Consider the following 15995-nt stretch of genomic DNA (forward strand, 5'->3'; position numbering starts at 1 on the left):
CCCACTGCTACCTTGAGTGGGTATTTTTTTGAAGTTAATAATGCGACCTGACCTGATACGCTCGGTGAGGATGTTTTATGTCAGATGATGATGCATACCGTGGGGCTGCGCCAGACGAGCGCGGGGATGAATCGGGCAATAATAGGGGGGATGGCTTCCATGAATTCAATGAGCCGTCGTTTGAGCCGCCTGCTGAACCACCCGCCGAGCCGCCTGCACCTGCTCCCAAACCTAATTTTTCGCACAATGTCTTCCGTGTCTATAATTTGATGCAATTGGTTGAGCGTTATATGACGCCGACCGATTCGGCCAAAGTTTACGATGCTTTTCTGTTGGCTGCGGAAAAGCACGAAGGTCAGATGCGGGCAGATAAAGTCACCCCTTATATTACCCACCCCCTAGAAGTCGCCCGTACCTTGGCATTGTGGTATTTGGATGTGGATACCGTTTGTGCGGCCTTGTTACACGATGTTCCTGAAGATACCGACTGTACCAATGAAGAAATCGTGGAGAAATTTGGGTCTACGGTAGGGCATTTGGTTGGCGGTGTTACCAAGTTAAAGCGTAACGATGAATTGCCGACCAAACAGGCGGTGACGATTGCCAGTTACCGTAAAATGATGCAAGCGATGACCCAGGATTTTCGGGTGGTGCTGGTTAAATTGGCCGATCGTTTACACAATATGAAAACTTTGGGCAATGTTGAGCCAGACAAGCGGCGGCGAGTGGCACGGGAAACTTCCACGACCTACGTGACCTTGGCGCGGCGCATGGGGATGAATATTATCCGCCGTGAATTGCAGTGGCTCTCGTTTCAAGGTTTGTACCCTTGGCGCAGCAGCATTATGGAGCGGGCGCTGGAGAAGTATCTGCAAGAAAATGAAGAGAAGCATGAGCAAATCTTCAAAAGTACCGCCGATGCGCTGGATGTCAGCATTCCGGGGAGCAGCGTGCTGGTCTGGGAAAAAAATCTGTTCCGGGTGTATGAGCAGTGTCGTCGCAAAAAGGTCGGTTTCCGCCAACAGTGGGATTTGCTGGAAATCAGCGTCCAAGTCGCTGAAGTGGAAGAGTGCTACCGCGCTTTAGGCATTATTCACAGTTTATTCAAGCCGCGCATGGGGATGGTCAGGGATTTTATTGCCGCACCCAGAGCGTATGGTTTTCAGTCATTGCAAACCACGGTGACGGCATCCAATGGGCAGGTGGTGCGTTTCCAAATCCAAACCCGCGAAATGTATCAGGTGGCGCAATTGGGCGTTGCCGCGCGTTGGAATCATGCGTCAGGGACACGCGCTTACACCCAAGGGGTATTCGATGGCTGGGTCGAACAGGTTAAGGCGTTCGATAGTCAGGCGCAGAATTCGGACGAATTCTATGCGGCGATGCAAGGCGATATGTTCCAGACCGAGATTTACGCCTACACCCCGGAAGGCGATGTCAAAGAATTGCCGCGTGGTGCGACCTTGGTGGATTTTGCTTACGCGGTGCACACCGAATTAGGGCATCGTTGCGTGAAAGCCAAGGTCGATGGCGTGGAACGTTCCTTGCGCAGCCGTGTGCCGAATAATATGGCGACGATTGAAATTATCTGCGGTGACAAGCCGAGTCCAGAGGTGAATTGGCTGAATTTCGTGAAGACGAGCAAGGCGTTATATGCGATTCGCAGTTGGTTGCGTCAGCACAATGCGTTGCCCGAATGGGGCGAAAATGGCGAGGGGCAGAAGCTGTTAGCCGGTATTGTGGTGGAAGTGCGTGATGTGAAAGGCATGTTACGCCAAATTACCAAATGCTTGGACGGTTTGGATGTGAATATCGTTGATCTGAAGATCAGTGGCGAGGGGCGTATCAAGCAAGATGCTTTTACCATCCAAGTCGATGATCAAGGGCATTTACAAGAAGTCATTCGTCAGCTAAAACATATACCGAATGTATTGGATGTAAGCAAATTGACGAAATAAGGAACTTCATGAACAAGAGCATCATTTCTACACCTGACGCGCCACAGGCGATTGGCACGTATTCGCAAGCAGTACGGGCGGGCGATACCGTTTATTTGTCCGGGCAAATTCCCTTAGTTCCCGCCACCATGCAAATGGTGGCGGGTGATATTGCCGCGCAAGTGCGTCAAGTGTTTGACAATTTGTCTGCTGTGGCGAAAGCAGCGGGTGGTTCGCTGAATGATTGCGTGAAAGTGCATGTCTTTCTGACCGATTTGGTGAATTTCCCCGTCGTGAATCAGGTGATGGCAGAATATTTTGTGGAACCCTACCCCGCTCGTGCCGCGATTGGCGTCGCCGCATTGCCGCGCGGTGCAGACGTGGAAGTCGATGCCATTATGGTCTTGGGCTAAGCCATGACAAACGGGCAAATGCCGTACAAGCTGGCAACCATTGACTTGGGGTCGAACAGTTTCCACATGATCGTGGTGCAGATTGATGCATTTGGGCAAGTCACTATCCTCGATCGCTTGCGTGAGCCGGTGCGTTTGGGCGGCGGGCTGGATGCGAAAGGCAATTTGAGTTTGGAGGCGCAACAGCGGGCGGTCGATTGCCTGCGGCGTTTTGGTGAACGAATTCGGGATTTTCCTTCCGAGAATGTAGCAGCCGTTGGCACGAATACCTTGCGCCTGACCAAAAATTCCCGCGAGTTTTTGCATCGGGCGGAAGCGGCGTTGGGGCATCCGATTGCGGTGATCAGCGGGCGTGAAGAGGCGCGTTTGATCTACCTCGGTGTGTCACATTCCCTCGCTAAAGATCAGCAAGGCAAGCGCTTTGTGATGGACATTGGCGGTGGCAGCACCGAGCTGATCATTGGGCAGGGTTTCGAGCCATTGCATCTGGAAAGTTTGCGCATGGGGTGTGTCAGCAGCACCTTGGCATTCTTCCCCGATGGCAAGCTGGTGAAAGCGTGTTGGGATAAAGCGGTTACGGCAGCCTTGTTGGAGTTGCGCCCGATCAAAGCGGCTTACCGGGCAATTGGCTGGGAATCGGCAACCGGCGCATCTGGCACCATTCGGGCGGTAAAAAAAGTCATTCAGCAAACCGGGCTTGCGCCTTACGGCATTACCTTGGAGCACATGTACCGCGTGCGTGACATGATGATCGAGGCGGGGCATATCGACAAACTGAAATTGCCGGGGTTGAGTGAGGAGCGCAAGCCGGTGTTTGCCGGTGGTTTGGCGGTGCTGATTGCGGTATTTGAGGCGCTGAAAATTGACCGGATGTTGGTCTCTGATGGGGCATTGCGTGAAGGCTTGGTGTACGACCGGCTGGAACGTTACCAGCACGATGATATTCGTGATAAAACGGTGCGGGCTTGGCAACAGCGTTTTCAAGTTGATCAGGGCTATGCGACGGCAGTGCATTTGACTGCGCTTAAATTGTTCAACCGTTGCCGTGATGATTGGAAACTGCCAAGCCATTTGGCGGAATTGCTGGGTTGGGCGGCGGATTTGCACGAATTGGGGCTGGCAGTGTCGCATTCTAGCTATCACAAACACGGTGGCTATTTGCTGGAATATGCCGACTTGCCGGGGTTTTCCAATGAGGAACAACGCTGGTTGAGCGTGTTAGTGCGCACCCACCGGCAGAAAATTTCCAGCAAATTGTTTGGTTTGTTGAACGCGGAAGATCACCAGAATGCGCTGTATCTGTGCGTATTGCTGCGTTTGGCGGTGTTGTTGCACCGTTCGCATAAGGAAATGGCGCCGCGTATTGAGCGGCTTCGCGTGGGTAAAAACCGGGTTGAGCTGCGCTTTGCTGATGACATCCGCGCCAAAAAGCCGTTATTGCTGGCGGATTTGGAACGCGAGCAGGTGTTTTTGAAAGCGGTGAAGGTTGAGCTGGTGTTTTGAGCCGTAATCGCTGAATTTTGCGGCGCATAACTTGACAGCGCCCCTATCTCCATTAGAATATCAGTAAGTTTTAATATTTCTTTGGATGTAGGGTTGTTTATGTTTGGAATTCGTGAAGTTGACGCTGCTGGTTTGCAAAAAATGTTGGATTCCGGTGAAAAAGTCCGCTTAATTGATGTGCGTTCCGCCTCGGAAGTGGCGCAGGGCATTATCGAAGGCTCAGAATTCATGCCCTTGCACACCCTGCCCTTGCGCATGAATGACCTCCCCAAAGATGAAACGCTCGTGTTTTATTGCCGTAGCGGCGCACGTTCGGCACAAGCCTGTATGTTTTTAGCACAGAACACCGGCATCGAAGCGGTGAACTTACGCGGTGGAATTATCGCGTGGTATCAATCAGGTATGAAAGTTGTGTTACCAAACGCTGCCTAAATAAGAGAATTCTGTTATAGTCGGAAGGGTATTTGAGAGAGGTGGGTCTTATTGACCTGTGAGTTACAATTTATCATGAGACATCAAGCATGAGCAAAAAGCTGGCGATCATCGCAACGAAAGGTACATTGGATTGGGGCTACCCTCCGTTCATTTTAGCATCCACTGCGGCTGCACTCGGTTATGACGTACAGATTTTCTTCACGTTCTACGGCTTGCAATTGCTGAAGAAAGACCTGAATCTGCAAGTTAGCCCATTGGGGAATCCGGGTATGCCAATGCCGTTCCCTGTGCCAGTCCTGATGCAGGCGTTGCCGGGTATGCAGGCCATGATGACCTCCATGATGAAAAAGAAAATGGCGGACAAGGGCGTGGCGGATTTGGCGGAATTGCGTGAACTGTGTCAGGAAGCGGATGTCAAATTCATCGCGTGCCAAATGACGGTTGACCTGTTCGAGATGGAGACCAAAGACTTCATTGGCGATGTGGAATACGCGGGTGCGGCGATGTTCTTCGATTTCGCGGGTGATGCCGACATTTGCTTGTACATCTGATTTCCGAAGGTTATTAGACAGTCACTAAAAAGCCGGGTATATCCCGGCTTTTTACTTGGAGAAGGCGTAGTATGAAAATTATGATTATTAGCGGCAGCCATCGCAACCATTCGCAAAGCGACAAAGTAGCGCATCACATCGCGCAAGCGTTGCTGGATAATAAGCAAGCAACCGCGACGGAAGTGTTTTCCTTGGCAGGCAATCCGTTACCGCTGTGGGATGAAGGCATTTGGAACGGCGATGCCAACTGGCAGGCATTACTCAACCCTTTATCGGAAAAACTGGCAGCCAGTGATGGGTTTGTCATCATTGCCCCGGAATGGCACGGGCAAGTACCGGCGGGGCTAAAGAATTTCTTTTTGCTGTGGGGAGCGGGTGAACTCGCGCATAAACCGGCCTTGATTGTGGCGGTTTCCTCATCCGATGGTGGCGCTTACCCCGTAGCAGAATTGCGGATGAGCAGTTACAAAAATAACCGTATTTGCTACATTCCTGAACAATTAATTGTGCGCAATGTGGAATCTGTCCTCAATGCGGATCCGACACAAAACCAACCGGAAGCGGACACTTATTTCCGTGAGCGTATTGTGTATGCCGGGGGAATCCTCTGCGCTTATGCAACGGCACTGAAAAGTGTGCGCGAATCCGGTGTGACTGAAACGGATGTGTTCCGTTTCGGCATGTAACCAGAGGCTACTAGCATGTTGAAAGCAGCGGCAATGACACCCCAGCGGGTACTTAACCGCATCGGGCGCATGAATTATTTCCACGATGATCGCCACGCGGAACGCACCAATGAAATTCGTTGGCTGGTGGAAGAATTCGTGGAAATTCCGGTGAAAAATTTGCCGCCAGCGTTGGAGGGTTTCACGATTGTGCAGCTCACCGACATGCATTTGCGCCCCTACACACAGGTCGAACACATTGAGCGGGCGGTGGAAAAAACCAACGCCCTCAAACCGGATTTGGTCGTATTAACAGGCGATTACGTGTGGCATGACGGCGAAGATATTCTCGACCTTGTACCCGTGTTGGCGCGATTGAATGCGCGTTACGGCGTGTTTGCGGTCATGGGCAACCACGATATTAAAACTGACCCGGTATTGATTGAAGCCACTTTCGCCAAGCACGGGATTCCGGTATTGCGCAATGAAGGCTTGGATATTCAGCACAGTGGCGGCGTGTTTCATCTGGCGGGCATTGACGATGGTTGGCTCGGTAAACCTGACATTAAGGCGACATTGGATAAATTACGCGGTAACAAGCCGGTGGTATTGCTGGCACATGAGCCGGATATGCTGGATTGGTACGCGGATGATACCCGTATCTCGTTGCAATTATCCGGGCATACGCACGGCGGACAAGTGCAACTCAAACCGGGTAAGCCGTTTATCCGTCCGTACTTGGGGCGTAAATACGTGCAGGGGCTGTATCGGGTGAATGAGTCGTGGGTTTATACCAGTCGCGGGATTGGCTCTACTGGCTTGCCGATTCGTCGGAATTGTTCGCCTGAAATTACCCATGTTACCTTGGTGGCTGGCGATTATTATTCCTTAGCGGCATGACAGTTTGTCTGAAAAGCTTGGGTATTCGGGCGCTGCGTTGGGTAAACTGTTGAGCATAAAGTCCTTTGGTAAGCGCACGCTTGCTCAGTAGGTCGGTTAGTCTGTAATAATTACAAAAACAACGAACTAGGTTAAAGTGTGAATATGCCTGATACCCTAAATAATACGCCTGAACGCGACCTGACCGGCCTGAAAGTTGTCGTCGTGGATGACAGCAAAACCATTCTGCGCACTGCTGAGGTGTTACTCACTGAGCAGGGGTGTTGGGTGGTGACTGCCGGTGATGGCTTTGAGTCCTTGTCAAAAATAGCGTCTTTTAAACCGGATGTTATTTTCGTGGATATTATGATGCCACGCTTAGATGGCTATCAAACCTGTTCACTCATCAAGGCAAATCGCCAGTACCGTGATACCCCGGTTATTCTCTTGTCGAGCAAAGACAGCATTTTTGATATGGCGCGAGGGCGATTGGCGGGTTCTGATAAGTACCTAACCAAACCGTTCACCAAAGATGATTTGCTGGCAGCTATTTACACGCACGTCAAGTTACCGGAAGCATCCAAACCAGCGGTAACGCCAGCAGAAACGCCAGAACCTCCCTTCATTGATCTGATTGACGAGTAAGGGGAATGTTATGTCTGGGCTGCATGTACTGATCATCGACGATTCGTTGACTGAATCCCGTATTTTTACCGCATTGTTGGAAAAAAAAGGCTACCAAGTCAGTGTTGCCTGCAACGGTCAGGAAGGGATTGATGTTGCCAAAGCACGTCAGCCGGATGTGATCCTGATGGATGTGGTGATGCCCTTGCTGAATGGGTTTCAGGCCACGCGCGAATTAACCCGTTCCCCTGAAACGGCGCACATTCCTATTGTGGTATGCAGTTCCAAATCCACCGAAACCGATCGGGTATGGGCATTGCGGCAAGGGGCGAAAGCTTACTTGGTCAAGCCGGTCGAACCCAAAGTCTTGCTGGAAACCATTGCGCAGTTTGCAATTAAGGCTGGCAAACATGGCTAATCCTTACGAATTACTGGCGGGCTTGGCCTTATTGCGCGAAAAAAAACGCCGCTCACGCCAACATCACGCGCAAGAATTGCAGGAATGGTCGGGCTTTCAGGTGCACGTGGGTGATTTGTTGTGCCTGATTCCTTGTGATCAAGTCGAAGAGGTGGTGACTCCAGCCAGTGTTGCGGGCGTGCGGGGTGTGCCTGCGTGGGTTAATGGGGTGATTTATTGCCGTGCTCAACTGGTGACGCTGGTGGATGTGGCGGGTTTATTGCTGGGAAAAGAGCGCACGACCACCTTAGGGCGGGCGTTTGTGGTGCGGGGTTCGCAAGAGTGGTTCGGCTTACAAGCGGGTAATTTTGAAGGCGTGCGGCATATTTGGTCGGATACCCCGGTGTGTGATGCGCCGCCTGCGTTAGCGGCTGATTGGCTACGCTTTACGCGCCAATGGTTGCTGTTGGATGATCAGCCCGTCGCGGTGCTGGAGGCATTCAAATTGGTGGCCGCACTGGAAAGTGGGGAGATGCGCTAATGAGTCTGCTGGTTTACCAGATTATTATTGCGGTATTGCTGCTGCTATTGTTGGTGATGGGGGTGTTATTACTGCACTTAAAACGCCAAATGCATACGCAGTCAGCGGGTGAAGCTCGCCAGCAACAACAAGCGGTATTACGGTTGCTGGATGAAATGAGTTCACTGGCGGATGGTGATTTGACCATGCGGGCGACGGTGACGGAGGACGTGACCGGCGCTATTGCCGATGCGGTCAACTACGCGGTGGATGCATTGCAGGCGTTGGTATTGCGGGTGGATATGACTTCGCACCGTTTGACAGGCTTTGCAAAGGATGCCGATACGCGCATCAACAGTTTAGCAGGGGCAACGGCTCGCCAAGCGCAGGAAATTGGGGTTGTTACCGCCGCGATTGCGACCATGACGAAATCCATTCAAAAAGTATCGCGTAACGCATCCAGTTCCACCGACGTTGCCCGCAAATCCTTGGATATTTCCCAAGCAGGGGCGCATACCGTGCGTGCCACGATTGCGGATATGGGCGCGATTCGCGAAAAAATCCAAGCAACCTCCAAACGCCTGAAACGCTTGGGGGAAAGTTCGCAAGAAGTGGGCGACATTGTGCGCCTGATGAATGACATTGCGGAACAGACGAATATTCTGGCACTGAATGCGTCGATTCAAACCAGCTCCAGCCAAGCGATGAGCGGCAGCGCCCAAGGCAATGCGGGTTTTCGGCGCTTGGCGGATGAAATGCAGCAATTGGCGCAACAAGCGGGGGAGGCTTCCCGCAAGATTGATGTGCTGATTCGTACCATGCAAGCCGATACCAGCGAAGTAATGGCGTCGATGGAAGAAACCACGGCAAAAGTGGTGGACGGCGCTCGGAATGCCGAATTAGCCGGTGCTGCGCTCGATGAAGTGGAAGATGTTACCGTGGGTCTGGCACGTTTGATCGGTAATATCTCCGAGGCAGCAGGCAAACAGGCGAATATGGCGGGTCAAGTGGTGAATACCATGAGTGCGATTCAGGAAATCACCCAGCAAACCGCCCGTTACAGTGAAGAAACCAGAGATCTGGTCACGGATCTGAATGCGACAGCGGCTGATTTGCGCGGTGCTATCGCGGATTTCAATCTCGCCGAAGAAAAACAATAATGACAGGTGCAATATGATTTCGGATAAATCAAGTTTGGCAAGCCGTCTTGGGTGGATCATCAAAGACACGGAGCTGGCAATTGAGCAAGCACGGCAGTCCTTTGGGCGTTACACCGAGACGACGGACAAGAGTGAATTAAGTGCCAGCCGCGAAACTTGCCGCCACTTGAATGGGGTGTTAGAAATACTGGATGCCAGCGGTGTCTCCATGCTCAGCCGCGAACTCGTGCTGTTGCTGGATGCCCTGATTCAAGATCGGGTGGAAAACCTGCGTGCGGCGCAAGATGCGGTTGCCGAAGGTTTGCTGCAATTGTCGGAATACCTCAAACATTTGCAGGAAGGCTATGCCGACTTGCCGGTGATTGTGTTGCCAACGCTGAATAATTTACGCGCCTCTCGCGATGCGGAATTGTTGTCGGAGCATTTGATTTTCCTGCCAGAAGACGGTCATGCCAGTGATGCGGTGATTGGCACGAGTGAATACGTGGCATTGCCGCTGGAAAAATTACAGCAGGTCAGTACCAAATTACGCTTTTTCTTACAAAAAGCCTTGCTGGGCTGGTTTCGTCAGGAACAACCCGAACGCATGTTGCAGGCGGCGGGAAAAGTCACTGACAATATGATTAAGCTCAATCGCAGTCAGCGCTTGCGTTCGTTGTGGTGGATTGCCTCCGGTTTGACCGATGCGCTGGAACACGGGCGCTTGGAACAGGGCACTGCTGTCAAAATGTTGGTGGGGCGGCTGGAACGTGAAATCCGCCGCTTTGCCGAAATGGGTGAAGCCCGTTATGACCGCGTGCTTTCGGACGAATTCATTAAAAACCTGTTGTACTACATTGGGTTAGCCGAGCCTGGTGCCGCGATTGCCGATAAAGTCAAAGCGGCATACCACTTGGATTTGTATTTGCCACAAGGCGAAACCTTGGATGAATTGCGCCATTATTACACCACACCGGGGCGTGATATGTGGCGGGCGGTGGCTGCTTCTGTCACCGAAGAATTGCGTAACTTGCAAAGCATTCTCGATGCGATGCAAGACCAAGAACGTCAACCCGAATTGCTGGGTAAACTCGCGGATAAAACCGAAAATCTTGCCAGCACCTTGGCAATGTTGGGCTTGGGGCAAGCAGGCAACCTGACTTCTGGGTTAGCCACAGCGTTAAAAGAGCGTTTAGCCAGCGGCACGGCGCAAGATTTAGAAGCCATGTTGGGGATTAGTACTCACTACGCCCGTTTGGAAAAGGTTCTCAGCGAATACGCCGAAACCGGACACGATTTAACCGAAACCATTTTCAGCCCAGACAATGATACTCCCGACCCTTCGGATGAACGCAGCCTGTTGCGCTCAACGCTGACAGAATTGAGCCGTGCGCAAACCCGCATGGTGGCGTTCTACAAAGAAGGCTGGGCATTCGTGTGCTTGGAAGATGTGGCGACCTTGTTGGAAAACATCAGCGGCGCATTGACGATTGCGGGAACGAGCGAATTGTTACCGCTGGTGGATACGGCAGTGCGCTACGTGCGCGAAGATTTATTAGCACACCAGCGTCAGCCATCCTTGGATGAATTGTCGACGTTTGCGGACATTCTGACCCTGTTTGAAGCGTCAGTATCGGCACGGTTGCATCAGGAAGATTATTTGTCGTTGTTACCGACTGGGTTTGCCAAACTGCGAGAGTTGGATCATTCCAGCGATTTGAATCTGTTGAATGATGTGAATCTTGACGCGCTGGAAGCGGACGTTGAGGCAAAAAAAAAAGCGCAACAGCGCACACCATCGACTTTACTGCAACGCTTACGGATGCCGATCCAGCCGACATTAGTTCCCGCGTAGACGCTGAAACGGCGGTCACGTTACCGCCGCCGCCCGCACTCCCCGCCATGTCAGCGTTGCGGGAAGCGTTGGGGGAAGACATCTTCGAGATTTTCAGCGAAGAAGTGACCGAAATCAGTGAGAATCTGGAAACGCTTTACCCGCAATGGGACAAGGCGCGAACCAATCGCGAAGCTTTGGTGGAAATTCGCCGTGCTTTTCACACCCTGAAAGGCAGTGGGCGGATGGCGGGAGCATTTGCACTGGGTGATTTCGCGTGGATTCACGAAGATTTATTGAATCATGTCATGAGCGGGCAATTGAAAGCCGATGAGCGCGTTTCCGTGCAAATTGGCAAAGCGGTGCAGGAATTGCGGGCGCGACTCGATTTTTTCCTGAACGCCTCACAAAAAGATGCACGGGTTGAACGCATCATTGCTGAAGCCGAAACGGTCTTACTCCCACCGGAAGCCGCGCCACTGGAAACGTGGGATTTTTCCGCCGCAGAACCTATCGTAAAACCCGCGCCGTTGCCTGAACTGCTACCTGAACCTGTGCTTGATTTCATTAGTGATATTGAGCCGGAAAGCGTTCCTGCGCCCGAACCCGAATCAGTACTTGATTTCATTAGTGATATTGAGCCGGAAAGCGCTGGTGAGTTTGTGTTTGATTTCGTCACGGATAGTAAGCCGGAAAGTGTTCCTACACCTGCTTCCGAACCTGTATTTGATTTTGTGACGACGCTGGAACCAGCGCCAGAATCCGCACCGGAAGTCGATGATGCAGCGGAAGCCGATGCCGAATCGCGGATGATTTGGCAATTGTTCTGGGAAGAAGTCCCCGAACAGCTTCAGGCGCTCGACCGTAATCTGGAAAATTTGCGCGAATCCCCGGAAGAGCGCGACATTATCCGCGAACTCGAACGCGAATTTCACACCCTCAAAGGGGGCGCACGCATGGCGCAATTGGCTTCACTAGCCGATGTCAGCCATGACGCTGAAACCTTGTTAAGCCATTTGCACGGGGTTGGACGGGTGTCGGATGCGGATATTGAGCATTTGCAAGTGGCGGTTGATCGCTTGCACACCTTGACCGAAGCCTTGAATCAACCGAATGCACCCGTCAATACGCCGCCCATCAGCATGATACCGGCAACGCCAGTTGTGGCAGAACCGCCAAATCTCGCAGCAGTAGCGCCGCTTGTTGCACCAATGCCTGCGCCACTAGCGGATGCTTGGGTGCGGCAACGTACCGCACAGGCCGAATCCGGTAGTTTGCTGGAGCGTTTGTTGCAAGAACAAGCGGACAGTTTGCCCGATATTAGTGTGCTGGATAGCACTTCTCGCGCCACACCTGCCCCGGATGCGACCCCCTCCAGCAGCGCCAATATCAGTAACCCGCACGAAACCATCCGTTTGCCCGCTTTGTTTGTGGATAACCTGATCGACCGTGTGGTGGAACTCAATGTGCAACAAGTACACATGTCCGAACACCTCAGCAGCATGGGGATGGACGTGGATGAATTGGTACGCACCGTGGCACGTTTGCGTCAGCAAATCCGTACTTTGGAAGTGGAAAGCGAAGCCCGCATTCACGATGGGCGCAGCAAACGCTTGCAAGCCAGCAAAACGAGCGCCAATGCTAACGCTGCCGATTTTGACCCGCTGGAAATGGATCAATACGCCGAAGTCCAACGCATTTCGCGCTCTTTGGCAGAAAGCTTGAACGACCTAGTGAATTTGGAAGCGGATTTAGCCGCTCAAGTGCGCAAAGGTGAGCAATTATTGCAAGCCGATATGCGCACCACTCGCAAACTTCAGCGCGATTTGCTGGATACGCGCTTGGTGGCTGTCACCATGTTAGTGCCGCGCTTACGCCGTTTGACCCGGCAAGTGGCGAGTGAATTGGGCAAGCAAGTCGCGCTGGAAGTGCAAGGCGAAGACTGCGAACTCGACCGTAATTTGTTGCAAAACATGACAGCACCGCTGGAGCATTTGATCCGTAACGCCATTTCGCACGGTTTGGAAACCCCAGAAGAGCGCGAACAGGCGGGCAAAGCGCCTACCGGCAACATTACCTTGACCATTAGCCGCGATGACAATGAAATCGTGATCCGTTTCCGGGATGACGGGCGGGGTTTGAATCGTGAGCGTTTGCGGCAGCGTGCCATTGAAATGGGTTTGGTCGGCAAAGGGTTAGAATTACCCGAAGCGGAATTGGATCGGCTGATTTTGCGCCCCGGTTTTTCGACCGCCGAAACCATCAGCCAAATTTCAGGGCGTGGCATCGGCATGGATGTGGTGCATTCCGAACTCAAAGCCTTGGGCGGCAGTTTGCAAATCAGTTCGACGCCCGGTGAAGGCACCACGTTTGCGATGCATTTGCCGTTTACGTTGGTGGTGAACCCGGTGTTGTTGGTTGAAGTGCAAACCCAAGTGTATGCCTTGCCGATTACGGGAGTGCAAGGGCTGGCGCGTTTGTCTGGGCAACAGCTTCACGCCGCGCTGCAAGCGGATGCTGACAAACTGATGTTTGCGGGGGAAGCTTACGCTTTGCATCATTTGGCGGAGGTCTTGGGTGGGCAACGGGTGGAGCCGGTGTTCGCGGCCGATGAGCGTTTCCCGGTGGTGTTTATTCAGTGGCAGGGACGCGCTTTGGCGTGGATTATTGATCACATTCGCGGGCGGCGCGAAGTGGTGTTGCAACCTTTGGGAACCTTGTTCAAAAGTTGCCGTTTGTATTCGGCAGCGACGGTAGCACCGGATGGCAGCGTATACCTGGTGCCGGATATGGCAGAATTGGCACGCTTGGCGGAAACCGCTTCCGCTTTGCCGCCGGTACTTGCCGTTGAAGAAATGCCTGCACCGGCAGAACCCAGCGGGCCGCCACGGGTGTTGGTGGTGGATGATTCGATTACGGTACGTCGCGTCACGGAAAAATTCCTCAATAGCCGTGAATACACGGTGTTGACGGCGAAAGACGGCATGGAGGCGCTGGAACGCATTGCCGAATTCCAGCCGAATGTGGTGTTGCTGGATATTGAAATGCCGCGCATGGATGGCTTTGAATTGCTGGGGCATCTGCGACGTGACCCGCAATGGGCGCGGTTGCCGGTGATTATGATCAGTTCGCGTACTGCGCAAAAACACCGCGAACATGCCGGGTCGTTGGGCGCTACGGGCTTCCTCGGCAAACCTTACCAAAACGACGTGCTGCTGGATGCTTTGCAAGAGGTATTAGCCAGTGGGCATGAAGCCAACAATACTCACGAATGGGAGGATCAACCCGCATGAACCCCGCACTACAACCCGCGATCAAAAGCCTGATCGTGCGCCTGCATCACGGCAGTTTGATCTTGCCAGTCAATTTGATGGCAGAATTGGTAACGGGGGGCGAACTAACGCCATCGGAGCATCCGGGTTTGGAAGGCTGGTTACAGTGGCGTAACCGGCAAATCCCAGTGGTATCGCTGGAATCCCTGTGTATGCAAGACGCGGCAGGTGAGTCGGATGAAGGTAAGTGCTTAATTTTGCACACGGTCTCCGCTTTGCCCGCCTTGCCGTTTATTGCATTGCGGGTGCAGGGCGGCTTGAACACCTTGGATATTTTGCCGGATACCTTGCGCGATGATCACAGCGGCAATGTGCAGCGTTGCCCGTATGTGGCACGCCAAGTACGCGCCTCACATTTGCTGTGTTTCATCCCTGATTTGCCGACGATTGAAGCGGTCGTCGCCGAAGTATTGCAACTGACGGCGGAACAGCCCGATGCCGCGCTGCTAGAGTAGCACCAGCCCTAAAATCACCGCGAGCATAAACGTCATGGTAATGGCGGTGTTCATGGTGTTTTGGTTGAGCATTCTATCCACGAATACGCTTTTTTCAGCAACGTTGCGCATCATTTCGATACGTTGTTTGACCGGAAAGGTTTCGGGCTTTTCGTAGTTGGCAGCGCCGCCTTTGAGGTTGATCAGTGGCACTAACATATTGATATTGATATGCGCTTGAATGGCGTCTTGGGTGGGGCCATCATAATTCAATAGCCAAGGTGCGGCGTACTCAAACGCTTCCCGCGTGAACATGTCGCGCATGGTTTCTTGGCTTGCTTTGATAATGGCGCGGTTACGTTCCAGCCCTTTTTGCAAATCTTCCAAGGACATCATTGGCATGGGCGCGGAAATATGCACGTAATAATCGCGTCCACGGATTGCTACTTTTACAGTGCCAGCGTAGCTGCTGGGTTCAGTGTCTTTCTTTTCATCAGCCATAGTCGTCACATCGAATGCAGGTAGGTTGTTGGTTTTTTATATCGATTCTAATAGCGCTGAGTTGACCGCCCCATACACAGCCCGTGTCCAGCGCAATGACATCATTTCCATTATGGTATCCCAAAGTAGACCAATGTCCAAATAACACGGTTACACCCAGCGATTGTTTGGTTGGAGTGTTAAACCACGGAATAAGTTCCGTCGTTGTTACAATCGGTGATTTATTCGCCTCAAACGGATTGCCTTTCGCTTCAAATTCGAGGCTGCCATCCGCTCGGCAATAACGCATTCGGGTGAAGGCGTTGAGGATGTAACGGTGGCGGTCTGGCTGACTGTCTGCCGGATTCCAGGTATCCGGTTGATCGCCGTAAACTTGTGCTAACCATTTGGCAGCGCGAGGGCTGCTAAGCTCGGCTTCGACTTCACGGGCGCACGCTTGCGCGGTGGCTAAATCCCACTGCGGGGGAATGCCTGCATGACTCATGGCGTACCCCAGTTGGGCATCGACGTGCAATAGCGGGCGTTGCGCTAACCAAGTAATCAGTTCGGGGTAATCGGGCGCATCCAGCAATAGTTTCAGACTTTTGTGCGCTTTGCGTAGCCCATAATGTGCCGCCAGCAAACTGATGTCATGGTTGCCCAAGACACACACGGCAGCATCCCGCAGGGAGCGCACAAAGCGTAAGGTTTCCAGCGATTGTTTGCCACGATTCACCAAATCCCCGGCAAACCACAGCGTATCTTGCCGAGGGTCAAAGCGCAGTTTGTCCAAAAGGCGCATGAGTGGGTTGTAACACCCTTGTAAATCACCGATTGCGTAAGTCGCCATGT

The 15995-nt window shown here is 52.6% G+C and carries 16 protein-coding genes; 14 read left to right on the plus strand and 2 right to left on the minus strand.

Going from position 1 to position 15995, the window contains the following annotated elements:
* Nucleotides 1-77: 77 nt before the first annotated feature.
* The 14 genes from HMY34_RS10675 (at nucleotide 78) to HMY34_RS10740 (ending at nucleotide 14684) form a co-directional block, all read left to right on the plus strand.
* Nucleotides 78-1958 carry a RelA/SpoT family protein gene (locus HMY34_RS10675; RefSeq protein WP_202715479.1) on the plus strand — a complete coding sequence of 627 codons (1881 nt, stop codon included), beginning with the start codon at nucleotides 78-80 and terminating at the stop codon, nucleotides 1956-1958.
* An 8-nt stretch (nucleotides 1959-1966) separates the two neighbouring features.
* Nucleotides 1967-2350, plus strand: a complete 384-nt coding sequence (ridA, locus tag HMY34_RS10680; protein ID WP_202715480.1) for a deaminase RidA — start codon at nucleotides 1967-1969, stop codon at nucleotides 2348-2350.
* Between the two features lie 3 nt (nucleotides 2351-2353).
* Nucleotides 2354-3853 carry an exopolyphosphatase gene (ppx, locus tag HMY34_RS10685; RefSeq protein ID WP_202715481.1) on the plus strand — a complete coding sequence of 500 codons (1500 nt, stop codon included), beginning with the start codon at nucleotides 2354-2356 and terminating at the stop codon, nucleotides 3851-3853.
* Nucleotides 3854-3952: 99 nt separating this feature from the next.
* Nucleotides 3953-4285, plus strand: coding sequence for a rhodanese-like domain-containing protein (locus HMY34_RS10690; protein WP_202715482.1), 333 nt, complete (start codon nucleotides 3953-3955; stop codon nucleotides 4283-4285).
* An 89-nt stretch (nucleotides 4286-4374) separates the two neighbouring features.
* On the plus strand, nucleotides 4375-4839 hold the full coding sequence (gene dsrE2 / locus HMY34_RS10695; RefSeq protein WP_202715483.1) for a sulfur carrier protein DsrE2: 465 nt from the start codon (nucleotides 4375-4377) through the stop codon (nucleotides 4837-4839).
* Between the two features lie 71 nt (nucleotides 4840-4910).
* Nucleotides 4911-5525, plus strand: coding sequence for an NAD(P)H-dependent oxidoreductase (locus HMY34_RS10700; RefSeq protein ID WP_202715484.1), 615 nt, complete (start codon nucleotides 4911-4913; stop codon nucleotides 5523-5525).
* Nucleotides 5526-5540: 15 nt separating this feature from the next.
* Nucleotides 5541-6404, plus strand: a complete 864-nt coding sequence (locus HMY34_RS10705) for a metallophosphoesterase (protein ID WP_202715485.1) — start codon at nucleotides 5541-5543, stop codon at nucleotides 6402-6404.
* A 144-nt stretch (nucleotides 6405-6548) separates the two neighbouring features.
* Entirely contained in the window at nucleotides 6549-7028 is a 480-nt protein-coding gene (locus HMY34_RS10710) for a response regulator (RefSeq protein WP_202715486.1), read from the plus strand.
* Between the two features lie 10 nt (nucleotides 7029-7038).
* Nucleotides 7039-7425: a response regulator gene (locus HMY34_RS10715; RefSeq protein WP_202715487.1), complete on the plus strand. Its 387-nt coding sequence runs from the start codon at nucleotides 7039-7041 to the stop codon at nucleotides 7423-7425.
* Entirely contained in the window at nucleotides 7418-7945 is a 528-nt protein-coding gene (locus HMY34_RS10720) for a chemotaxis protein CheW (protein ID WP_202715488.1), read from the plus strand. Before HMY34_RS10715 ends, HMY34_RS10720 begins: the two co-directional genes overlap by 8 nt.
* Entirely contained in the window at nucleotides 7945-9084 is a 1140-nt protein-coding gene (locus HMY34_RS10725; RefSeq protein ID WP_202715489.1) for a methyl-accepting chemotaxis protein, read from the plus strand. The genes HMY34_RS10720 and HMY34_RS10725 overlap by 1 nt, the downstream gene beginning before the upstream one ends.
* Nucleotides 9085-9097: 13 nt before the next feature.
* A complete protein-coding gene (locus HMY34_RS10730) occupies nucleotides 9098-10918 on the plus strand; it encodes a FimL-related protein (protein ID WP_202715490.1) in 1821 nt (606 codons plus the stop codon).
* Nucleotides 10919-10965: 47 nt separating this feature from the next.
* Nucleotides 10966-14190: a hybrid sensor histidine kinase/response regulator gene (locus tag HMY34_RS10735; RefSeq protein ID WP_202715491.1), complete on the plus strand. Its 3225-nt coding sequence runs from the start codon at nucleotides 10966-10968 to the stop codon at nucleotides 14188-14190.
* Complete coding sequence (locus HMY34_RS10740; protein ID WP_202715492.1) at nucleotides 14187-14684, plus strand: chemotaxis protein CheW; 498 nt, start codon at nucleotides 14187-14189, stop codon at nucleotides 14682-14684. The genes HMY34_RS10735 and HMY34_RS10740 overlap by 4 nt, the downstream gene beginning before the upstream one ends.
* Here HMY34_RS10740 and HMY34_RS10745 read toward each other — a convergent pair.
* Together HMY34_RS10745 and HMY34_RS10750 are read right to left on the minus strand one after the other, a co-directional pair.
* Nucleotides 14676-15164, minus strand: a complete 489-nt coding sequence (locus tag HMY34_RS10745; RefSeq protein WP_202715493.1) for a hypothetical protein — start codon at nucleotides 15162-15164, stop codon at nucleotides 14676-14678. The genes HMY34_RS10740 and HMY34_RS10745 overlap by 9 nt on opposite strands.
* Nucleotides 15157-15993, minus strand: coding sequence for a symmetrical bis(5'-nucleosyl)-tetraphosphatase (locus HMY34_RS10750; protein ID WP_202715494.1), 837 nt, complete (start codon nucleotides 15991-15993; stop codon nucleotides 15157-15159). The genes HMY34_RS10745 and HMY34_RS10750 overlap by 8 nt, the downstream gene beginning before the upstream one ends.
* Nucleotides 15994-15995 lie beyond the last annotated feature (2 nt).

Origin of the sequence: Thiothrix subterranea, from assembly GCF_016772315.1 — a bacterium.
Lineage (GTDB): Bacteria > Pseudomonadota > Gammaproteobacteria > Thiotrichales > Thiotrichaceae > Thiothrix > Thiothrix subterranea.